This window comes from Anoxybacillus tengchongensis (assembly GCF_014201585.1).
Lineage (GTDB): Bacteria > Bacillota > Bacilli > Bacillales > Anoxybacillaceae > Anoxybacillus > Anoxybacillus tengchongensis.
In genome coordinates this window covers 1-21,685 of the sequence record NZ_JACHES010000015.1, presented here as the reverse complement: position 1 = coordinate 21,685, position 21,685 = coordinate 1, and the positions used below count along the sequence as shown (strand labels likewise).

General features: G+C 42.2%; 20 protein-coding genes, 10 tRNA genes, 1 rRNA gene, 1 pseudogene and 1 riboswitch. Of the genes and pseudogenes, 4 read left to right on the top strand and 28 right to left on the bottom strand.

What is annotated here, in order from left to right:
• Positions 1 to 39 precede the first annotated feature (39 nt).
• The 8 genes from HNQ82_RS13135 to HNQ82_RS13100 all read right to left on the bottom strand — a co-directional run bounded on the left by HNQ82_RS13135 (position 40) and on the right by HNQ82_RS13100 (position 6,263).
• On the bottom strand, positions 40 to 753 hold the full coding sequence (locus tag HNQ82_RS13135) for a DUF3298 and DUF4163 domain-containing protein (RefSeq protein ID WP_343053498.1): 714 nt from the start codon (positions 751 to 753) through the stop codon (positions 40 to 42).
• Between the two features lie 53 nt (positions 754 to 806).
• Complete coding sequence (locus HNQ82_RS13130; protein ID WP_221261174.1) at positions 807 to 1,850, bottom strand: NAD(P)/FAD-dependent oxidoreductase; 1,044 nt, start codon at positions 1,848 to 1,850, stop codon at positions 807 to 809.
• A 92-nt stretch (positions 1,851 to 1,942) separates the two neighbouring features.
• Positions 1,943 to 2,704: a MerR family transcriptional regulator gene (locus HNQ82_RS13125; RefSeq protein ID WP_183250204.1), complete on the bottom strand. Its 762-nt coding sequence runs from the start codon at positions 2,702 to 2,704 to the stop codon at positions 1,943 to 1,945.
• Between the two features lie 91 nt (positions 2,705 to 2,795).
• A complete protein-coding gene (locus tag HNQ82_RS13120; RefSeq protein ID WP_183250201.1) occupies positions 2,796 to 3,422 on the bottom strand; it encodes a response regulator transcription factor in 627 nt (208 codons plus the stop codon).
• Between the two features lie 13 nt (positions 3,423 to 3,435).
• Entirely contained in the window at positions 3,436 to 4,443 is a 1,008-nt protein-coding gene (locus HNQ82_RS13115; RefSeq protein WP_183250199.1) for a sensor histidine kinase, read from the bottom strand.
• The gene (gene liaF, locus HNQ82_RS13110; RefSeq protein ID WP_183250198.1) at positions 4,440 to 5,165 is read right to left on the bottom strand and encodes a cell wall-active antibiotics response protein LiaF; all 726 of its coding nucleotides are present in this window, start codon (positions 5,163 to 5,165) and stop codon (positions 4,440 to 4,442) included. Before liaF ends, HNQ82_RS13115 begins: the two co-directional genes overlap by 4 nt.
• Positions 5,166 to 5,274: 109 nt before the next feature.
• Positions 5,275 to 5,940: a PspA/IM30 family protein gene (locus tag HNQ82_RS13105; protein ID WP_183250196.1), complete on the bottom strand. Its 666-nt coding sequence runs from the start codon at positions 5,938 to 5,940 to the stop codon at positions 5,275 to 5,277.
• Positions 5,913 to 6,263: a lmo0954 family membrane protein gene (locus HNQ82_RS13100; RefSeq protein WP_183250193.1), complete on the bottom strand. Its 351-nt coding sequence runs from the start codon at positions 6,261 to 6,263 to the stop codon at positions 5,913 to 5,915. Before HNQ82_RS13100 ends, HNQ82_RS13105 begins: the two co-directional genes overlap by 28 nt.
• A 226-nt stretch (positions 6,264 to 6,489) precedes the next feature.
• Between HNQ82_RS13100 and HNQ82_RS13095 the strand changes: the two genes are divergently transcribed.
• The gene (locus HNQ82_RS13095) at positions 6,490 to 7,341 is read left to right on the top strand and encodes an RpnC/YadD family protein (RefSeq protein WP_246349064.1); all 852 of its coding nucleotides are present in this window, start codon (positions 6,490 to 6,492) and stop codon (positions 7,339 to 7,341) included.
• Positions 7,342 to 7,595: 254 nt separating this feature from the next.
• Here HNQ82_RS13095 and HNQ82_RS13090 read toward each other — a convergent pair whose 3' ends face one another.
• Positions 7,596 to 8,099 carry an IS630 family transposase gene (locus HNQ82_RS13090; protein WP_240468873.1) on the bottom strand — a complete coding sequence of 168 codons (504 nt, stop codon included), beginning with the start codon at positions 8,097 to 8,099 and terminating at the stop codon, positions 7,596 to 7,598.
• Positions 8,100 to 8,125: 26 nt separating this feature from the next.
• Positions 8,126 to 8,656, bottom strand: a complete 531-nt coding sequence (locus HNQ82_RS13085; protein WP_006322879.1) for a winged helix-turn-helix domain-containing protein — start codon at positions 8,654 to 8,656, stop codon at positions 8,126 to 8,128.
• A gap of 361 nt (positions 8,657 to 9,017) precedes the next feature.
• On the opposite strand from HNQ82_RS13085, the pseudogene HNQ82_RS13080 reads away from it, so the two are divergent.
• The 3 genes and pseudogenes from HNQ82_RS13080 to HNQ82_RS13070 all read left to right on the top strand — a co-directional run.
• Positions 9,018 to 9,137: pseudogene (locus HNQ82_RS13080) on the top strand (IS701 family transposase); the annotation flags it as partial.
• A 281-nt stretch (positions 9,138 to 9,418) separates the two neighbouring features.
• Positions 9,419 to 9,609: riboswitch (cobalamin riboswitch) on the top strand.
• A 141-nt stretch (positions 9,610 to 9,750) separates the two neighbouring features.
• Positions 9,751 to 12,027: a 5-methyltetrahydropteroyltriglutamate--homocysteine S-methyltransferase gene (gene metE, locus HNQ82_RS13075; protein WP_183250191.1), complete on the top strand. Its 2,277-nt coding sequence runs from the start codon at positions 9,751 to 9,753 to the stop codon at positions 12,025 to 12,027.
• Positions 12,018 to 12,467 carry an acyl-CoA thioesterase gene (locus tag HNQ82_RS13070; RefSeq protein WP_183250189.1) on the top strand — a complete coding sequence of 150 codons (450 nt, stop codon included), beginning with the start codon at positions 12,018 to 12,020 and terminating at the stop codon, positions 12,465 to 12,467. Before metE ends, HNQ82_RS13070 begins: the two co-directional genes overlap by 10 nt.
• Before the next feature lie 80 nt (positions 12,468 to 12,547).
• Here HNQ82_RS13070 and glmS read toward each other — a convergent pair whose 3' ends face one another.
• From glmS to rrf, 18 genes are all read right to left on the bottom strand, one after another.
• Positions 12,548 to 14,350 (bottom strand): glutamine--fructose-6-phosphate transaminase (isomerizing), encoded by a 1,803-nt coding sequence (glmS, locus tag HNQ82_RS13065; RefSeq protein WP_183250187.1) that lies wholly within the window; start codon positions 14,348 to 14,350, stop codon positions 12,548 to 12,550.
• Between the two features lie 386 nt (positions 14,351 to 14,736).
• Positions 14,737 to 16,083, bottom strand: coding sequence for a phosphoglucosamine mutase (glmM, locus tag HNQ82_RS13060; protein WP_183250185.1), 1,347 nt, complete (start codon positions 16,081 to 16,083; stop codon positions 14,737 to 14,739).
• A gap of 16 nt (positions 16,084 to 16,099) precedes the next feature.
• A complete protein-coding gene (locus tag HNQ82_RS13055; protein ID WP_032101909.1) occupies positions 16,100 to 17,335 on the bottom strand; it encodes a CdaR family protein in 1,236 nt (411 codons plus the stop codon).
• The gene (cdaA, locus tag HNQ82_RS13050) at positions 17,328 to 18,149 is read right to left on the bottom strand and encodes a diadenylate cyclase CdaA (RefSeq protein ID WP_183250183.1); all 822 of its coding nucleotides are present in this window, start codon (positions 18,147 to 18,149) and stop codon (positions 17,328 to 17,330) included. Before cdaA ends, HNQ82_RS13055 begins: the two co-directional genes overlap by 8 nt.
• A gap of 63 nt (positions 18,150 to 18,212) precedes the next feature.
• Complete coding sequence (locus HNQ82_RS13045) at positions 18,213 to 18,827, bottom strand: anti-sigma factor family protein (RefSeq protein WP_183250181.1); 615 nt, start codon at positions 18,825 to 18,827, stop codon at positions 18,213 to 18,215.
• 18 nt (positions 18,828 to 18,845) lie between these two features.
• Complete coding sequence (sigW, locus tag HNQ82_RS13040) at positions 18,846 to 19,409, bottom strand: RNA polymerase sigma factor SigW (protein WP_183250179.1); 564 nt, start codon at positions 19,407 to 19,409, stop codon at positions 18,846 to 18,848.
• A 123-nt stretch (positions 19,410 to 19,532) separates the two neighbouring features.
• Complete coding sequence (gene rocF, locus HNQ82_RS13035) at positions 19,533 to 20,429, bottom strand: arginase (RefSeq protein ID WP_183250177.1); 897 nt, start codon at positions 20,427 to 20,429, stop codon at positions 19,533 to 19,535.
• A 139-nt stretch (positions 20,430 to 20,568) separates the two neighbouring features.
• Positions 20,569 to 20,641: transfer RNA gene (locus HNQ82_RS13030), tRNA-Ala, on the bottom strand.
• Between the two features lies 1 nt (position 20,642).
• A tRNA-Gly gene (locus HNQ82_RS13025) sits at positions 20,643 to 20,717 on the bottom strand.
• Positions 20,718 to 20,723: 6 nt separating this feature from the next.
• A tRNA-Lys gene (locus HNQ82_RS13020) sits at positions 20,724 to 20,796 on the bottom strand.
• Between the two features lie 145 nt (positions 20,797 to 20,941).
• Positions 20,942 to 21,016: transfer RNA gene (locus HNQ82_RS13015), tRNA-Gln, on the bottom strand.
• Positions 21,017 to 21,033: 17 nt separating this feature from the next.
• Positions 21,034 to 21,118: transfer RNA gene (locus tag HNQ82_RS13010), tRNA-Tyr, on the bottom strand.
• 5 nt (positions 21,119 to 21,123) lie between these two features.
• Positions 21,124 to 21,199, bottom strand: a tRNA-Thr gene (locus HNQ82_RS13005).
• A 59-nt stretch (positions 21,200 to 21,258) separates the two neighbouring features.
• A tRNA-Val gene (locus tag HNQ82_RS13000) sits at positions 21,259 to 21,334 on the bottom strand.
• 8 nt (positions 21,335 to 21,342) lie between these two features.
• A tRNA-Glu gene (locus tag HNQ82_RS12995) sits at positions 21,343 to 21,414 on the bottom strand.
• A 15-nt stretch (positions 21,415 to 21,429) separates the two neighbouring features.
• Positions 21,430 to 21,502: transfer RNA gene (locus tag HNQ82_RS12990), tRNA-Thr, on the bottom strand.
• Between the two features lie 2 nt (positions 21,503 to 21,504).
• Positions 21,505 to 21,579, bottom strand: a tRNA-Asn gene (locus tag HNQ82_RS12985).
• A gap of 14 nt (positions 21,580 to 21,593) precedes the next feature.
• Positions 21,594 to 21,685: ribosomal RNA gene (rrf, locus tag HNQ82_RS12980) — 5S ribosomal RNA — on the bottom strand; the annotation flags it as partial.

Sequence of the window (21,685 nt, the reverse complement as noted above, 5' to 3'; positions counted from 1 at the left end):
AAATATTTTTTATAAATTACAAATAAAAAACTAGCGCTTTTATCGCGCTAGCTTGATTTTCATATATGGTCGCAAAGTCGAAAATGGAATGAGAAATTCGCGAATGCCAGCGGCGTACGGGGCAATTTCGTATAGACCATAATAAACGACAATACCACCTTTCGTCATATAGTAAGGCTGGTCGTTCGGCATGTTTTGTACGATGGCAAGCGCATTATCAAAATATAGATCATTTTCTTTTTTGATTTGGGCGATGATTTCTTCCTTTATCACTTGTTTATAGTTCGTTCCTTTTTTAAATAAATCGCCCAGTTGCAACGATTTTCCTGTATAAAAATCGAAATTGTTTGGCACTTTCACAGTCATGCCATGCGCCCCGCCTGTATAGCTGTATAACTTAACAGGAATGCTTAAAATGCCACGTTGATTGTACGTCACCTCATAATTACTGACCGCCGCATGCAAGCGATACGGAAATCCTTCTTTTTTGCTTATTGCCATATTTTCATGCGCTTCTTTTTCGACTTGACGCTTTAAATCAAGTGATTCCTTTCGTAATAAGCGGTTCACTTGGCGCTGAAACGATGGATTGACTGAACCTGATACGATCGGAATGTTTAAATCGACTTCCATTAGTTCATTTGTATATTTCATTTGCTTCGTTGTCACAGTAAGTGGGTGGCTGTACGCTGTCAATATAAATAACATCAACACCATCATCCATATGTTTCGTTGTTTAAGCAAAATTTTCACCTCGTTTGTTTTATCGAAAGTTTGCGTTCAAACAAACGAATTTATGCGTGCTATCATTTTAACATTTGTTTCACTAATTCTCGATTTCGTTCCTTAAACGCTTCGTGATGTGATGACACCATCGCATACGGATCAGCCATTGGCTCAATGAACCGTTTCGCACTATTGACTGCATTCGCTGCATCTTGGAAGGCACCTGTAAGTAAATATAACTTTCCATCATATTTTGAAATATCGCCAGCTGCATATAACCCCGGAACAGAACATTCTCCTTTTGCATTTGTCGCAATATAATATTCGTCAACCATTTGAATGGGTAGTTCACTATTGGCAAGCAATGAAGCATCTCGTTCATACCCGTGGCTAATAATGACATCATCTACATCGAGTTCAAACACATCGCCCGTCTCATGATTTGTCAGCACTACTCGCTCAATCGTTTCATGATTGCAACTAGCGATCAACTTTGTAATAGTCGTATGGAAAAAACAAGTAGCTGAACTATTCAATAATTGTGTCACTTGTGCTTCATGTCCTTTTAACGATTCATTGCGATAAGTGACATATACCTTTTTCGCAATCGGTACGAGCTCATTTGCCCAATCAATTGCTGTATTTCCTCCACCCGAAATGATCACCGTTTTCTCTTTAAACTGTTTTAACGACTTCACCGTATAATGTAAATTTGTAATCTCAAACTTTTCTGCTCCTTCAATTTGAAGCTTTTGCGGTTTTAATATACCGCTTCCTACTGCAATAATGACCGTTTTCGATATATGTTGTTGTCCGGATGCTGTTTGTAAAACAAATATGCCGTCCTCTCTTCGCCGAATCGTTTCGACTTTTTCGTTTAGCACAACGGTTGGGTTAAATGTCAGCGCTTGTTTGACAAGTTGCTCGCGTAATTTTTCTCCCGTGATCGGGGCATGTCCGCCAACATCCCAAATCATTTTTTCCGGGTACACATGTAATTTTCCGCCTAACTGCGGCTGATACTCGATCAATTTCGTTTTCATTTCTCGAAGCCCACTATAAAACGTAGCATATAGCCCTGCCGGACCGCCTCCAATAATCGTCACATCGTATAGTTGTTCCATCGCTATCACCTTTTAAATTTGATTATCATTCTCATTTAAATATACATCTTTTTTCAAACTTTTACAATGTAAAAAGACAGGCCAATGCCTGCCTACTTTTTGCCTGTATAAATGAAAATCGCATCACGAAGAAACTCCGCCATTCCTGATTGTTTTTGATCGTAGTATGCTTTAAACCGCTCATCGTCAACGTACATTTGCGCCAATCCTGCATGCGCTTCTCTTGAGTAATGATCCCAAAAATATCCTAACCATTGACGATGCAATTCCGCTACTTTTTGCGCAAGCTCTCCTGCTGGATCGCCCGTCAAAAACGCTTCATGCAATACGCGCAATACTTCTTCACCGAGCTTTGTCGCTTCTTCGTATTGTGCTTGCGTCATATTTTTTACTTTTTCGTTTGATTTGTTCACTTGCTCATCGCCATACTTTTCCCGAATTTCTTTGCCATATTTTCGTTCATTTTCGTCAATAAGCTGCTGTTTAAACGCCTCAAACTTTTCTTTGTCGCTCATGATGATTCTCCCTTCTTTCGCTAATATTGTTTTTTCGACATTGGCAATTAGCGCCTCTAACCGCCTCCGTTCTGCCAAGAGTTTTTCGCGATGCTGCTTCAACGCCTGTACATCGTCAAATGATGGGGAGGTGATGATTTGCTTAATCGTTTCTAAATCAACCCCGAGCTCGCGATAAAATAAAATTTGCTGGAGCTGGTCTACCTCTTTCGATCCGTATATGCGATAGCCCGATGCATGAGCCCTCGCCGGTTTTAAAAGACCGATTTCATCGTAATACCGTAGCGTCCGACTCGTCACCCCCGCCAATTTCGCTAACTGTTGCACCGTATATTCCATAGCGCTCACCTCCTGACACTTTCACTATAAACGTTGACGTAACGTCAATGTAAAGCGAAAAAATAAAAAAATCTCGCCACAGGAGCGAGCATTATTTGACTAATCCGTGTTTAAAAGCATAAATGACTGCTTGTGTTCGGTCTTGAACGTCTAGTTTTGCTAAAATGTTGCTGACGTGGACTTTAACTGTTTTTAAGGAAATAAACAATTCCTCCGCAATTTCTTGGTTCGTTTTTCCTTGTGCTATAAGTAGTAGCACTTCCATTTCACGGCTCGTTAGTTGTTCGTGTGGAAGCGATTGTTTTCGCATGCTATTCATCATTTTTCCCGTCACTTCGGGCTCGAATACGGATTGCCCATGAAACGTAGCGCGAATCGCATTCGCAATTTCGCTCGCTTTCGATGTTTTCAACATATAACTGACCGCACCTGCTTCAATCGCTGGATATACTTTATCATCGTCTAAAAAGCTCGTCACGATCATAATTTTCGCTTCCGGCCAAGCGCTTATAATTTGTTTCGTCGCTTCAATGCCGTCCATCGGCTCCATCACTAAATCCATTAAAATAATATCCGGGCGAAGCTGAAGGGCAAGTTCGACCCCTTTTTCTCCGCTTTCGGCTTCCCCGACGACTTCCATATCTGGTTGGGCAGATAAGTACGCAGAAACGCCAAGCCGCACCATTTCATGGTCATCAACAAGCAATACTTTAATCATATAGCTTCCTCCCCTACACAAGCGGTACTTTCACTTCTAAGCGCGTCCCTTTATTTTTTACGCTTATGATTTTCAACGTCCCACCGATTTCAGCCGCTCGTTCGTACATATGTTGCAAGCCGTAAGAGCCGCTTTTTGTCCGTTCGACATCAAAGCCAACCCCATCATCCGACACGCGCAAAATGACAAAACCATCTCGCTCAAGCAACAACACTTCTAACATGTTCGCTTTTGCATGGCGAAGCGTATTGGACACCGATTCTTGCAAAATGCGAAATAAATGATCTTCCACCCCGCGGTCCAGTGTCACCTCTTCTATCTTCCACTTGATCTCCATCGGCACTTTTTGCGCAAGTTCCGCTAACAGCTCTTTCATCCCATCTTGAAGCGATTTTCCTTTCAGCTGCACCGGACGCAAATGAAGCAATAGTGCCCGCATTTCAAGCTGAGATTGGTGAATCATTTGTTCGACGAGTTTCAATTGCTTTTTTCCTTGTTCGCTTCCTGTATACGTTTCCATGAGAGCGGACATCATCATCGATGCGGCAAATAGTTGTTGGCTAACCGAATCATGCAACTCGCGCGCTAGACGGTTTCGTTCTTCCGAAATGATTCGCTCGATCAGCTCTCCTTCATGTTCCGCTTTTTCTGTCGCTAATTTTTGAGTACGTTTCGTTTGTTCGAGCCAATGTTTTTGTAGTTTCTCTATTCTCTCCCATACATCGTTCAGTTCTTTTGTCGTTTGTTTGTGCGGCAGCTCTGTATTCCCTTGTTCGATTTGAAGCAACGCATGTTCAATCGCTCGCCATTGTTTTCGCCAAAACCAATCGAACGAAACGCCAAAAAGCACGCCAATACCCCCGCTTGCCATAAACAAAAAAACGACAAACGGCACACCAAGCACCGTTTTATTCCATAATACTGACCATTCCGCAGGCGGAAATGTGAAAGCGTATGAAAGAAACAGCACAACCGCAACGGTAAAAGCGAGCAGAAGTGCCCAAACGATGTGCCGATTCATATTCGTTTCACCTCAACATTCCCAATCGCCATCGAGGTGATGATTTTTAGCTTCTGTTCGGCATTTTCATACGCTGGCGTTTGGTAAATAAACGTTTGATTCCATAGCCGCTCCGTCTCTTTTGAAAAAATAGATGCTGCCCCAAACAGGACGGAATGAACGACACTTACTTCCATTTCGTATGGAACAAAAATGTGCACATTGCCAATCCAGCCGCGAATGACGATCGTCGCTTCCCCTTTCGGAACGACCGTATAGCTTAAATCAATGATCGTATCGCCAATGCCTGTTTGGATGTTTACATCGCTCCATTCATACGCATGCTCTGGCGTTTTTTGCCGACCGAACAACATGTTTTGAAAAAGCGGTTGACGAAAAACGCCTTCCGTTTCTGCATCGTTTGTTTTCATTTCAGGACGAATAACGACAGGACGCCGCTTCGATTGTGCAAATTGGATAACCGCATAAAACAATAGTGCAACAAGCAAAAACCTGACCGTCATCATCGTCAGCACATGGACAACAAGACCGATGCACCCAAGCCAAAAGGTAATTTTCCCAAGTTTCCGATTCCATTTTTTTCTTCCTATATAAATAAATCCTGCCGAGAAAAGAACAGAAAAAATAATGCCTGGATGAAAAAACACAATTTCTAACGCCAAAATCATGAACGCAAGAAGCACTACCCAACTAACATAGTCGGTCGTTTTTTGTCGATCCATGGGGCATCCCCCTTTCAGCGATAAATCACTTTAAAACATAGCTCGTGATGGATTTTGATGCTCAATAAAACGAAAAAGGCGCAACAACGTACGCCTTTAGCATATATGTTTATTGCTCTTGCTGCAACCGCTTTTCCAATTCAGCGATGCGAGCGTCAATCGTATGGCGATAATAATCTGACTGCACTTGTTGCTCGAGGCGCTCTAAATATGACTCTGTATCCGCAAACGCAGAAAGCGTCGGGCTTGTATACCCGTCTAGCACTCGATTCATGCGGTAATGCGCCCGTGCGATATTTTCTCGCCCCATCAGCTCCATGCGCCGCATATGCATATCTTTTAGTTGATGTTTCATTTGTTCGTATTTCTTTTCTAGTTCCAACAACTGTTCGCTCGTTTGGTCTAACAGTTGCTTTAATCGCGCCGCTCGCTCTTCGTACTGCATTTGCTCATGAGATGCAAACGCAAACAACTCTGACTCACCGGCTTTTGAGGCAATATCCGCCTGTTTTTTCCGCTTTTCCGCCAGCTGCACAGCTTCGCGATATTCGCGTGTAAACTGCTCTTTTAATAAGTATTGTCGTTCCAGCAGCTTCCGTACTTTTTCTACTTCTTGTTCGCATTGGCGTAAGTATTCATTTAACACCGCAATCGGATTTTTCTTTTCCTTTTCATCCAGCCATTCATGAATATCTGCCGCAATCATCGTTTTCATCCGAGAAAGTAAACCCACTGTTCTCCACTCCTTTAATAATGTTTTTGTAGCTCCGCCCATTGTTTTTCGAAGTTCACGAACGGATCGTCAACGACGTGCACCACTTCTTTCGGTTCGTTCCATTTTTTATACGCGACATAAAGCACATATGCTGCGACAATGGCAATAAGCGCCGGTACATTCGAAACGCTCGCCATAAGCGCAGCCAAGCCAATGAGCGCCCAAACGACTTTGCCGAACGTCGAATCGGCTTTGAAAAACTTCTTGACCGCATAATATAAAATCGCCAAGCTGATCGCTAACCCAACGAGCGGTCCGAGGTGAAACATAAGCACAAACACCGCTATACCGCCTAAAAACAACCATCCGATTTTTTTAAACATCTCCTTCGCCTCCTTCCTTGCTTTCATCTTACCGTTTCTCCTTTTTTCCTATCATGTCCCATAGCTATATTTTCACCTACGACTCAAGGCGTATTTTTAAGTAATGAGAGTCGTTTCAATTCTTATGCGAAGGAGGTATAATAGTAATAAAATGGGAGTGTGCATAAGCATGGCACGAGACATATCGTATCAGGCGAAAGATATTTTGTTCAAATGATTAAGTGAGTTGTACAAAAATCAGGCGCTCGATGTATACGGGCTCCACGGACTCCCAAAAATTAAAGCATTGTTACCAAATGAGTTTCCAGCTGTCCAAGCGAGCACGAAGCGATCAGATACGCTATTTCTTCTTGAAGACGACTCCATTCTTCTACTCGAATATGAAAGCAACAATCGATTTATCGCTAACCATCTAAAGTACCTCGATTATGCTTACCGACTATTAGACACATACTATAAAACAGAGAAACAAATTCGACCGATTCGTATTGTTGTTATTTACACGAGTGATGTCACACGTGTGGAGGAGCAACTACATGCAGGCGATGTATTCATTTCCTCAAAGGCAGTATTACTTTGTGAATTCAACGGCGATGCGATTTTCCATGCAATTGAAGAAAAAATTCGCAACAATGAACCGTTAACTGCTGAAGAAACGATGAAGCTCATTCTCGTCCCACTCATGCATAGCCGCTACGATCGACAAACGATGATTGAAAAAACGATTGGACTCGCAAAAGAAATCAAAGATGAGCCGACACAACTGCACATCATCGCTGGCGTTTTAACAGCTACCGACAAATTGATTGACGAACACTATGCAAAAAAAGTAAAGGAGTGGATGAAAATGAACAAAGTCCTACGCTTGCTTGTCGAAGAATTAGAACAAGAAAAAGAATTAGCCGTAAAGGCCGCAATGGAAGAAACAGAAAAGAAAAAAGCCATCGACATCGCTAAAAATCTTTTAGATGTTTTACCTATTCACGAAATAGCAAAACGGACAGGTCTGTCGATTGCGGAAGTTGCTGACTTAGCAAAAGAAATGGAAGCATCCCTTCATAAAAAAGAGCCGCAATAAAACAAAGCGGCTCTTGTTGTGGGTCATTGCAAACTAAGGATTTGTGTAATGAAAACAATGTATTGTGGCTAAACACACCTGTTTTACAAATTACCAAAAACCTTCTCCATATTAATACAAAACCAAGAGAGCGTTCGCCATCATTTTTCAAAGTTTGTTAGAGAAAAATGCTCATTCGGTCCGTGCACATTTGCGGTAGGCAGTCCAAATCCCATTATATACATCCAATTTAAAATAAAATTTTAACCTCTGATTCACACAGCACACCCCATGCGGCGTAACACCTCATCTGGATGTTGTAAGACGTACTGTTCAAAGCGAGTAATGGATTGGGCAATGTCATTTTGATCCTTGTGAAAAACGTTGGCAATCACTTCATCTTTCAACCACTTCCACAGCCGTTCAATCGGATTTAACTGTGGAGAATACGGTGGCAAAAAGATGAAATGAAAAGCATCGCCTTCCTCGCCATCAAGAAAGGCTTGCACCATCTTGGCATGATGAATACGCGCATTGTCCAACACAAGCACGAGGAATCGGTCCGTATATTTCTCTTTCAATCGGCGCAAAAAGTCGAGGAACGTTTCGGCATTGGCGGATGATGCGCGATGAAATACCACATCGCCTTGTTGAACATCGACGGCGCCAAAAATAGAAACGTGGGCGTGGTGACCGTAGCTCGGCACGTGTTTTTGATTTCCTACTTCTGCCCATGTCGTACGTAGCGCTTGATAAGCACGAACATGTGTCTCATCCACATAAAACAGCATGGCATTCTCGGTAATTAGTTTTTTTTTATAAATTCAAGTTCTCTTTGAAAAGCAGCTTGACGCTTAGCGTCTCCTTTGACGAGCTTATACGTCGGGCGTGTCCATGACAAACGCAAACGATGCAACAACTTGCGAATCCCTTCCCGTGACATGGAAACACCATAGGTTTGTTGAATGTAAGATTGTAAAATGCGCGTGTTCCATGACGAAGCGATGCCCCAGCCAGCATCCACAGGTGTAGTAGTTAACACGAGTTGTCTGATTTCTTGTTGTTGTTCTTCCGTAAGAAATGGCACGCGACCAGGTGGTAAGCGACGATCGAGTAGATGATCGAGCCCACCTTGATTAAAACGTGCAACGTAGAGGGCAACCGATTGACGGCATACGTTGACCATTTTTGCGACATCTTTACCGAGGTGACCTTCCATAACAAGACGAACAGCGGTCACCCGAACACGAAGGGAAGCATCTTTGATTTTCCGTTCTTGTTTCCGAAGTGTTCGAGGTGTCCAACCGTGATCATTTGTGATTTTTAGACGTTTCATGTCCTTTCCGCTCCTTTTACACATGAGTATTTAGGAGCAGTATAGCCATGAAAAAAGGGGTTCATACAGAAGTCATTACTTTAAAGTGCATGTATATATAATAAGAAAGCTGGATTAAACCAAATTGAAAAAGTGTAATTTTATTATTGGTCATAAATATCAGTAATATAGATCTTGAAAATCTCGAGTTAGATAAAATTATAAATAAAAAATAAGATAGATATCCCATTAATACTTCAGTCCCTTTTTGATGAATAAAATATATAACTGTAGATGAGCAAATTCGCTAACATAAATTTACAACCAAACAAAAAAAAGACATGAACCCGATTCCTTGGTTAAAATAGATGTGCCATAACTATCCACCGGGCTTGACTTTCTCCGAACGAACAAAGCACATCGTCTTGTAGAATTTATCTACGGCGCAGCGAAACAAAATATTCCCATTGATGCCGTGAAAAAACAGCTCCATGTGGCATAAGGGTTACCCCATTTGTCTCTTTTTAAATGGTAATTATTGTAACAAAAATTACTCAACTACAGTATTTAAAATAATTCAATTTTTATACATGTAAAACTATAACAAAAAAAAAAAATCAATACTTTTTAACATAAAATTATCAATAAAATATCAATATTAACTTAAAAGAAAAATATAACCATTAACTACGGCGTTACATCTCTCAAAACCACCCACACGAAAAAAACATTTCAGTTGAAAAAAACAAAAAGTTCGTTTATTCTGAATTTTATACAATAACATAATAAGTTCACGCAACAGGTGGTTCACAACATGTTGTGAATCTTAAAAGGGAAGTTTGGTGAAAGTCCAACACGGTCGCGCCACTGTGATGCAGAGCTGTTTATCATCATCCACTGTTTCATGCGAAATGGGAAGGAGATAAGCAGCGATGAAGCTAAGTCAGGAGACCTGCCTGTTGTATGCACTTACGACCTACGCGTCATAGGGAGGAGTGAGGACATATGATCTTGAGGCACTTCATGTATCTCAATACGAGCTAGCTATGCCCTCCTTCTGTTTGGAAGAGGGGTTTTTTGCTTGATTGGGATATAAATGACTGGAGGTGCTTAACTTGTTCATCCGTAGTTCAAATGTAGGGTATCCGCGCATTGGTGAAAAAAGAGAATGGAAAAAAGCATTAGAATCTTTTTGGAATGGGCAAATAAACAAAGAGCAATTCATAAAAACAATGGAAACGATTCGACTCGATTCGATTCGTAAACAACTAGAGAAAGGAATCGATCTCATTCCAATCGGAGATTTTTCTTTATACGATCACGTGTTAGATACAGCATTTATGTTTGGGTATATTCCAGAACGATTTCAACAAATAGACGATACGCTTGAGCAATATTTTGCGATGGCACGTGGGACGAATGGGCAACATGCGCTTGAAATGACGAAATGGTTTAATACGAATTACCATTATATTGTTCCTGAAATTGGGCAAACAAAGCCAAAACTAGTAGAAAATCGCCTGCTGAAAGAATACAAACTTGTCAAAGAAACATTTGATGTGGAAACAAAGCCGGTGTTGCTTGGACCGATAACGTTTCTTTTGCTTTCTAAGCAATACGAGCGAAACGAGTGGCGAAAACATCTCGCACAATTAGTTCCTGTTTATGTGGAATTGTTAAAACAACTAGGCGAAGCAGGCGTGTCATTCGTCCAAATCGATGAGCCGATTCTCGTTCAAGATATAGATGATGACATCATCGATGCATTTCGTGATGTATATGAAGTTTTTCATAGCGATGTACCAAATATAAACCTTATTTTACAAACATATTTTGATAGCGTATCGCATTATCGTGAAATCATTGCTTTACCTGTCGCAGGCATTGGGCTTGACTTTGTACATGATAATGGCGAAAACATGAAAAATATAAACACCTATGGATTTCCGAAAGATAAAATATTAGTTGCTGGGATTGTAGACGGTCGCAATGTATGGAAAAGCTCGCTTGCACAAAAAGCAACGCTCCTTCATCATTTAGCAAACGTTGCTGAACAACTCATTATTCAACCGTCTTGTAGCTTACTGCATGTTCCTGTCACGACAAAACATGAACATACATTACCAACGGAGCTTGCTGGGGCTTTATCATTTGCCGATGAAAAATTAGATGAAATACGTATGTTGACAGAGTATATGAACGGAAACGTAACGATCGACGAGCTAATCAAATACGATCAACAAACAAACAGTGATTTAACCAAATTCCGCCAACAACAAGAACAAATAAATGACATTACAACCGTTCCGGTAAGTCGAACACCTTACAGCGAACGACAAAAAGCACAACAAGCCTATTTACAGCTTCCGCTTTTGCCGACAACGACGATTGGAAGCTTCCCGCAAACGAACGACGTTCGCCAAGCTCGGATGAAGTGGAAGAAAGGTGAATGGAACGACAATCAATATAAATCGTTTATAAAAAAAGAAATCGCAAAATGGATCGACATTCAAGAACAGTTGCGGCTCGACGTGCTTGTCCATGGCGAGTTTGAGCGTACAGACATGGTGGAGTTTTTCGGCGAAAAGCTACAAGGGATGGCATGCACGACAAACGGTTGGGTGCAATCATACGGCTCGCGTTGTGTGCGCCCGCCAATTATTTTTGGCGATATTGCGCACCTACATCCAATGACTGTAGAAGAAACGGTGTATGCTCAATCGTTAACGAACAAACCTGTGAAAGGAATGTTAACAGGTCCTGTGACGATGTTAAACTGGTCGTTCATTCGCGACGATATTTCACGCAAACATGTACTCATACAGCTTGCCCTTGCGATTCGTGAGGAAGTATTGCAGTTAGAAAAGGAAGGGATACGCATCATTCAAGTCGATGAGCCAGCGTTACGGGAAGGGTTGCCGCTTAAAAAAGAGAAACATGCATCATATTGGAAAGATGCCATCATGGCATTCCGTCTCGCTACCTCATCGGTGAAAGAGGAAACGCAAATTCATACACATATGTGCTATTCGCAGTTTGAACATATGATGCATATTATTGATGAGCTTGATGCGGACGTCATTTCCATTGAATCGTCGCGAAGCCATGGCGAGCTTATTTCTGCGTTTGAGACATATGAATATAAAAAAGAAATTGGCTTAGGGGTGTATGACATTCATAGCCCGCGCATTCCGACAAAAGAAGAAATAAGCGAACAAATCGAACGGGCACTTCGCGTTCTTCGTCCAGAACAATTTTGGGTCAATCCCGATTGTGGATTAAAAACGCGAAAAGAAAAAGAAGCAATGGCCGCACTAAAAGCCATGGTGGAAGCCGCACACGAATACCGCGAACGACTTTTGGCTTACGGAGGGATGAAGTCATGGAAGTAAGCGTTGAACAATCAAAAACGATTCAAACGCGGCTCGTTTTGCCTTCTGATACGAACCATCTTGGCACAATTTTTGGCGGTACCGTTTTAGCTTACATTGATGAAATCGCGGCAATATCCGCTATGCGCCATGCACGAAAAGCAGTCGTCACCGTTTCGATCGACAAAGTTGATTTCATTTCGTCCGCAAAAGTGGGCGATATTTTAAAGCTTGAAGCATTCGTCTACTCGACCGGACGCACATCCATGAAAGTATTCGTCAAAGTCGAAACAGAAGATTTATTTACAGGCGAGCATCACTTAACAACCACATGCTTTTTAACAATGGTCGCCATCGATCAAAACAAAAAACCGACCCCTGTTCCAAAAGTCACCATTAGCGAACGGGAGGAACAAATCGTACAACTGCATCAGCAAAACAAACGAAACAACAAGGCATAGATATTTACAAGAAAAAAACACACGTCCGATTACATACATCGTAATCGATAACGTGTGTTTTTTATCATTTCTTCTAAGCTTTACTCCACCGTTACTGACTTCGCTAAGTTGCGCGGTTTGTCGACGTCGCAGCCACGGTGTAATGCTGCATAGTAAGCAATTAATTGCAATGGCACGACAGACGCAAGCGGTGTGAGCATCGGATGAACGGCTGGGATGACGAAACGGTCGTCCTCCATATCTAATCCTTTCATGGAGATCATGCACGGATTAGCGCCGCGGGCGACAACTTCTTTGACGTTACCGCGAATGCTTAAGTTGACATGTTCTTGTGTCGCTAATGCGATCACTGGTGTGCCATTTTCAATTAAAGCGATCGTACCGTGCTTCAATTCTCCACCCGCGAAGCCTTCTGCTTGAATATAAGAAATTTCTTTTAGCTTTAGTGCCCCTTCTAATACGACATAATAGTCAACGGCGCGACCGATAAAGAAGCAGTTGCGTGTTGTCGCTAAATATTCGCGTGCAATTTGTTCCATTTCATGCTTTGCGTCGCAAAGTGTTTCCATCGCATTTGCAACAATGCCGAGCTCTTTCGTCACATCAACATCTAGCGCCATTCCTTTCGCTTTCGCAGCTACCGCTGCTAACATCGCAAGCACTGCAATTTGTGCTGTATATGCTTTCGTTGATGCAACGGCGATTTCTGGTCCAGCGTGAAGAAGAAGCGTATAATCTGCTTCGCGCGATAATGTCGAACCTGGCACGTTCGTAATCGTTAATGATTTATGACCAAGCTCTTTCGTACGTACAAGCACCGCACGGCTGTCCGCTGTTTCCCCACTTTGTGAAATATAAATAAATAGCGGTTTTTCTGATAAAAGCGGCATGTTGTATGAAAATTCGCTTGCGATATGCACTTCCACAGGAATTTTCGCCCAGTTTTCGATCAATTGTTTACCGACTAAACCAGCATGATAGCTCGTGCCGCATGCGACAATATATAAACGGTCTGCTTCTTTGACTGCTTGAACAATGTTTTCGTCAATCGCCAATTCACCTTGTTCGTTTCGATATTTTTCAATCAAACGGCGAATGACAAGCGGTTGTTCGTCAATTTCTTTTAACATGTAGTAAGGATACGTTCCTTTTTCAATGTCGCTTGCATCCAACTCCGCTACGTACGGCGCGCGCTCTACGACTTCACCATTTAACTTTTTAATCGTGACACTTTCCTTTGTGACGATGACGATTTCTTTATCCATTAACTCGACATATTCGTTTGTCACTTGCAGCATCGCTAATGCATCGCTTGCGACAACGTTGAACCCTTTGCCTAATCCAGCTAAAAGCGGGCTTTTATTTTTCGCTGCGTAAATGACGCCATCATTTTCTGCATCAATTAAAGCGATCGCATAGGAACCTTTCAAGAGCGAAAGCGTCTTACGAAACGCTTCTTCTACCGCCAATCCGTCGTTCACGAATGTTTCAATTAACTGCACAATGACTTCTGTATCTGTATCACTTTTGAACGACACGTGTGCTAAATAATCACGTTTTAGCAATTCATAGTTTTCGATTACACCATTATGCACAAGAGTAAAACGACCTGATGCACTTTGGTGTGGATGGGCATTGACGCGGTTTGGCACGCCGTGTGTCGCCCAACGTGTATGACCGATGCCAAGCGGCGCGTCTACATCTTCTGCGACAATGGCACGCAAATCAGCAATGCGTCCTTTTTCTTTAAACACATGTACACCTTGTTCGTTTAATAACGCAATACCTGCAGAGTCATATCCACGATACTCTAATTTCTCTAATCCGTACAATAAAATTTCCTTTGATGGTTGTTCACCAATATAACCAACGATTCCGCACATAACAAGTCCTCCCTAATAATAGGGGCAAGAAGGGGCTCTTGCCCCTTGATTCGTATGTGCGATGAACGTTCTTTCCTTTGTGCAAAGAGTCGCCTCTTTGTTTTAAGAAAGAACTTGCGGCTGTCATCGCATCAGCCGGGAGGCATCCGCCGAACACTCGATAAACCTCCTCCTCGTCAACTAAGCTTTCTTCCCGTCCAAAGCTTAGTCCAGGCGCTTTAATAACTGTTGTTTTCCGCTATCCTCCTTTCATGTAAGATGTCAAACAACAATAGTTTACAACAACAAAGAGGCAAACGTCAATGTGTATCGCTTACCCCTGTATAAACAAAATATGCATAAATGGAATAAACCGTTCCATTTATGCATATTGTTTATCAAAAACATTATTGTGTGCCAAAGCGCTCACGAATAACAGCTGCAATTCGCTCAACGTATTGATCGCAAAGCTCGTTTGTCGGTGCTTCTGCCATCACGCGAACGAGTGGCTCCGTACCAGACGGGCGAACGAGAATACGACCATTTCCAGCCATTTCTTCTTCGACTTCACGAATGACTCGTTGCACTTCTTCGCTTGCGATTGCTTCATGTTTATCCGTTACTTTTACGTTCACTAATTTTTGTGGGTATTTTTTCATTTCCCCTGCTAGCTCAGAAAGCGGCTTTTTCGTTACTTTCATAATGTTGACAAGCTGTAGCGCTGTCAACAACCCGTCTCCTGTCGTATTGTAATCTAAGAAAATAATATGCCCTGATTGTTCTCCACCTAAATTATAGCCGTTCTTTTTCATTTCCTCCACAACATAGCGGTCACCAACGGCTGTTTGCACACTTTTGATCCCTTGCGCTTCAAGCGCTTTATAAAAACCAAGGTTGCTCATGACGGTTGAGACGACCGTTTGATGTTTCAAACGCCCTTGTTCATGTAAATATTTTGCGCAAATGTACATAATTTGGTCACCGTCAACAATTTCACCATTTTCATCAACCGCAATTAATCGGTCGCCATCTCCATCAAACGCTAATCCTACATCTGCCCCTTTTTCCTTCACAAATGCGGCTAACGCCTCCGGATGTGTTGAGCCGACACCGTCGTTAATATTTAACCCATTCGGTGATGCCCCCATTGTCGACACATCGGCATCTAAATCGGCAAATAAGTGCGTCGCTAATGACGATGTCGCACCGTGCGCGCAATCAAGCGCTACGTGAATGCCGGAAAAATCCTCGTCTACTGTTTGCTTTAAATATTGTAAATATTTTTGTCCGCCTTCAAAATAGTCGTTTACTTGCCCTAAATCTTTGCCTATTGGACGTGGCAACGTATCTTCTTCACTATCGAGAAGAGCTTCAATTTCTTGTTCTTGTTCATCGGACAGCTTAAAACCATCTGGTCCGAAAAACTTAATGCCGTTGTCTTGAACAGGGTTATGCGAAGCGGAGATCATAACCCCCGCTTGCGCCCCTAATACTTTTGTTAAATAAGCTACACCTGGTGTAGAAATCACGCCGAGGCGCATCACTTCTGCCCCGATGGAGAGCAGTCCAGCTACAAGCGCCCCTTCAAGCATATGACCAGAAATGCGCGTATCGCGCCCGATTAGCACTTTCGGACGTTCTTTATCTTTCGTTAATACGTAACCGCCAAAGCGGCCAATTTTAAAAGCTAATTCTGGTGTTAATTCACTATTGGCAATCCCTCGAACACCGTCTGTTCCGAAATACTTACCCATGCTATCGCTCCTTTTATCATGACTCATTTCTTGTGATACGAATGGTTGCTTCTTTTTGCGGTAGTTTCCATCGAACGTTTTGAGGCCCGTTGACTTCAATTGGCACATTATGCTCACCAATACCTAATTCACTAACGTTTAAGTATACCTCAATATCCTGCAACTGAATAGCATTCAGTACACGTTGAGCTCCTAATGCCGTGAGCGTCATATTTTGATCGATAGGATTTATCAACTCAGCCTTATATGCATCGTTTAGTCCAATGATTTCAATTGGAACATTATAAAACGTTCTCTCTTTTTCTTGTTCCACTTCAATTAAAATTGTAACTTTCGCTGGGTCTACAGCTTTCACCCCTTTTGGAACAGGTACATCGACTTGTAAAGTCGTATTGCTTGTAATACCGCTTAAATCAATTTCAATGCCAGTAATAAATTCGATTTCGTCGATTTTTGCCTTTGGTCCAAAAATCGTTACCTCACTCGGAATGACTTCCATTTTGACGATGCTTAATCCTTCTCGTAACGTTCCTTTTCGTTCAATTTTTAGGGGAACGGTCTTGCTTGGGCTTTTAATCGGTACGGTAATATCGACAATAGATGGTTCTACATCAAGTGGTAATACATTTCCTTCTTTATCATATACCGTCACTTTCGATTCTCGTTCAATCGTTTCTTCGACTCCTTTTAAATCGACGCGCGCCTTTACTAATGCCACTTTATCAATTAATGTTTTTGCTCCCGTCACTTTCACAATATTTGGTTTAACAATTGGTTGTTCCGGTGAATAACCATCTGCAATTTGCGATTTGTTAATAAAGTCGACTTCCACCGGAAAGTCTTTTGACACTCGTTCATCGATAGTTACAGTAATTGTCGCTGGATCAATGGTGACGCGTAATTTTTCAGAAATATTTCGGTATTTCAAAGGGACGGTATGCGTACCAATTGGTAATTTAGATAAATCAACGTACACTTCAAAATCCCGTTGCAGCTTCGTTGGCGTGACAATACTTTTTGGTCCTTCAAGCATGACGTTGACCGATTGAGGAATACCAGAAACAACAAGGTTTTCTTGATCGTAATACGCTACAACCGGTACGTCCGTCACCGTTTCAATATCCGTTTGTCCAACCGTATTTCGTGACGTACTATTCGATTGTGTTTCAATATTAACTGAAACGTAAATCATAAGTGCTAACAATAAAGAAAAGATGCGTATAAACCATGGGCTATTCATCCATTTATCCACTTTTTTTCGCCCTCCACTGCCAACGAGATGAAGAAGTTGCTTTCGGTTGAATGAGCTCCTTCGTCAGCAATTCTCGTAATACATCTAATTTTAAATCTCGGTAAAGCTCCCCATTTTTCGCAACAGAAATCGCCCCTGTTTCTTCGGACACAACAACAGTAATGCTGTCTGTTACTTCGCTAATACCTAATGCCGCGCGGTGTCGCGTACCGAGCTCCTTGGAAATAAACGGGCTTTCCGACAACGGCAAATAACATGATGCCGCAGCAATTTGATTTTTTTGGATAATGACAGCTCCATCGTGAAGTGGTGTATTTGGAATAAAAATGTTAATGAGCAACTCTGATGAAACGTGCGCGTGTAATGGAATGCCGGTTTCAATATAATCGCCCATTCCTGTTTCTCGTTCGATAGAAATAAGGGCCCCGATTCGTCGTTTTGCCATATACTCTGTCGCTTTTACGATCGCTTCGATCATATGCGTTTGTTCTTCCTCTTCAGGAGTCGTACTTCGTGAAAACAGTTTCCCTCTCCCTAGTTGTTCAAGTGCTCGGCGCAATTCTGGTTGAAAAATGATAATGATAGCTAAAAAGCCCCATGTAATCGCTTGATCCATCAACCATTGTAACGTGCTCAATCCCATGAAGCTACTTACAATTCGAACAAGAATAATGACAATAATCCCTTTAAGCAGTTGCACCGCTTTCGTGCCACGCACAACCATAATGAGCTTATAAATGACAAACCAAACGACAAGAATGTCTACAAACTTAATGAGGTAATTCACAAATGTTGGGAGCTCTCCAAATGGCATTCTTACACTTCCTTCACTCATTCTAATTGCTCTCACATGTAAAAAAGCCATCAATATGGATGGCTATTTCGTTAATGTTTTGGCGATATTGTAACCGACTCTTTTTACATTATACCAAATCCAATCAAACACTTCATTAACTTCTTCAATTTGTCCAGTTACTTCACCAGCAGAAGCTAAATATTTATGGCCGTTAATGACGGTAACATTGCCATGCACTTCTCCTTCAATTTTAATATCGCCGTTTCGAACAACAATATCACCTTCCACGACTTTTCCTTCTGGCACAATGACGGTATGGTTTTGAACAATTAAATGTTCTTGCTTAGAAAATGAAAATTCATTATCCTCTTGCCAAACTGCCCATAAACTGCTCGTGCTTAATAGGAGAAATAATGATGCAGCCGTTAAAAACGGATGATGAGTAAGCCATCGTTTCCAACGTACACGCCGTTTTTCACGAGGTAAATTGTACATCACTTTTTTAATAAAATCGTCGGAAGGGGTGAAGTGGGAAACATTTTCGACAAACGCCACTGTTTTTTTCAATGCATAAAAATGCTCTCGACATGCTTCACATTGTTGAATATGGCTACGTAATTGTTGCTCTTCTTCTTTTTGAATATCTCCGTCTAAGTAGTCATGCATCCATTGAACAATTTTTTTAGAGCATGGCATCCGTCTCACTCCTTCTTATCATAAATGTTCTAAATGTTTGCGCAATGCTTCACGACCACGATGAATACGCGTTTTTACCGTGCCAATCGGCAAGTTTAAAATATCACTAATCTCTTGTAACGATAATTCATCAATATATTTTAAGACGATGACAGCGCGATATTTTTCCGGTAGTTTTAAAATCGCTTCTTGTACCATTTGTTGTAACTCTAAACTTTCTAACGCATCTTCCGGGGAAGTTCCTTCGCCTGCGAGCTGGGAGTACATCGTTAGCCCGTCTGTCCCTGATACTTCTGCATCTAAATAAACATCCGGCTTTTTTTTACGCATGCGATCAATCGATAAATTTGTTGCAATACGATATAGCCAAGAAGAAAATTTCATGTTTGGATCGTATGTATGAATGTTGACATACGCCCGAATAAACGCTTCTTGGGCAGCGTCTTCTGCCTCATGACGGTTTCCTAACATCCGATAGCATAGTTGATAAATTTTATCTTTGTACATTTCGACAATGTCAGCAAAAGCATTTTGATCTCCTTTTTTTACTGCTTTAATGCGTTGCCTAATAAACATGTCCATTCAATATTTACCTCCACATGGGGGCTACTATTTTATACGAATAACATAAAGCAAAGTTCCATAAATCGCAACGAATATGTTAATTTTTTTAAAAAAAATCGAGAGGGGGCATCATGCCACCTCTCATACGAGCTTCTCACCAAACAACGAGCCCATTAAAGCAACAGCGGTTGCAGCTGTTTTATTTCGTTCATCTAAAATGGGATTGACTTCAACAAACTCTGCTGACGTGATAATTTGTGCTTCAGCTAACATTTCCATCGCTAAGTGACTTTCACGATACGTCAGTCCACCAATTACAGGTGTTCCAACTCCCGGTGCATCGTGTGGATCAAGTCCATCTAAGTCAAGAGACAAATGTACACCGTCTGTTCGTTCTTTTAAATACGCAATCGTCTCTTCCATCACTTTCGTCATGCCTAGACGATCGATCTCATGCATTGTATATATTTTAATTCCTTTTTCCTTAATGAGTTGTTTTTCACCTTCATCAAGTGAACGAGCACCGATGATCACAATATTTTCTGGTTTCACTTTTGGGCTATATCCACCAATCATCGTTAAAGCTGGATGACCAAGTCCTAAGCTTGCAGCAAGCGGCATACCGTGAATATTCCCTGAAGGCGAAGTTTCTTCCGTGTTTAAATCCCCATGCGCATCATACCAAATGACGCCTAAATTTTTGTAATGTTTAGCCACTCCTGCAAGTGTCCCAATCGCAATACTATGATCACCACCGAGAACAAGTGGAAAGCGACCTCTTGTTACAACTTCATCTACTGTATTAGCTAGCTTTTCATTTGCTTCAGCAACCGCTTTCAAGTTTCGTAATTTTGGATTTGTTACATCTTGAACGCGCTCAGCGCGACCAATTTGAATATCACCTAAATCTTCAATATCATGATTTAAGTTTTCCAAACGCTCTACTACACCCGCATAGCGAATTGCGCTTGGTCCCATATCAACGCCACGACGTGTTTGTCCTAAGTCCATTGGCACACCAATAATAGAGATGTTCATCTTGATCTCCTCCCCTTGCTGTATCTAATGTTTATTGTACATGAGGAGAAACAGTTGGCTCAACTCGACAACTTTTTGAATATTTATTCTATACTAAACAGAAAAAAACCTTAGGTAGTACCTAAGGTTTTAAGTAGTATGGAGCCTATCGGGATCGAACCGATGACCTCCTGCGTGCAAAGCAGGCGCTCTCCCAGCTGAGCTAAGGCCCCGTGGAGCGGAAGACGGGACTCGAACCCGCGACCCCCACCTTGGCAAGGTGGTGTTCTACCACTGAACTACTTCCGCAAACAGTGAGCCATGGAGGACTCGAACCTCCGACCCTCTGATTAAAAGTCAGATGCTCTACCTGCTGAGCTAATGGCTCGTTATAAGTTAAAAAAACTTACTCAATCTTTCTTTACCTGTCCCTTCCTCTACTAACACAGCCAAGATGCCAAGTGCGTCGGGACAAATCGTAACATGTTCGAAGAAGTTTTGCTCGTTGCTGAGCTAATGGTTCATTATACAAATGGCTGGGCTAGCTGGATTCGAACCAGCGCATCACGGAGTCAAAGTCCGTTGCCTTACCGCTTGGCTATAGCCCATTGATGAAAAAAAATCATGGTGGAGGGGGACGGATTCGAACCGCCGAACCCAAAGGGAGCGGATTTACAGTCCGCCGCGTTTAGCCACTTCGCTACCCCTCCGCAGATGGTGCCGGCTGCAGGACTTGAACCCGCAACCTACTGATTACAAGTCAGTTGCTCTACCAATTGAGCTAAGCCGGCAGTTGTTTTTTATCAACTACGTTATGTTATCCAACTTCTTATTATTTCATACAAATGTATGGTGGAGGATGACGGGATCGAACCGCCGACCCCTTGCTTGTAAGGCAAGTGCTCTCCCAGCTGAGCTAATCCTCCGTAAAAGATGACCCGTACGGGATTCGAACCCGTGTTACCGCCGTGAAAGGGCGGTGTCTTAACCACTTGACCAACGGGCCAACATACGACACACAAGCTTCCAACCGGGCTTGAACCGGTGACCTCTTCCTTACCATGGAAGTGCTCTACCAACTGAGCTATGGAAGCACTGGCTCCGCAGGTAGGATTCGAACCTACGACCGCTCGGTTAACAGCCGAGTGCTCTACCACTGAGCTACTGCGGAACAATTTATGTTTTGCCCGGCAACGTCCTACTCTCGCAGGCGGTGTCCCGCCAACTACCATCGGCGCTGGAGAGCTTAACTTCCGTGTTCGGGATGGGAACGGGTG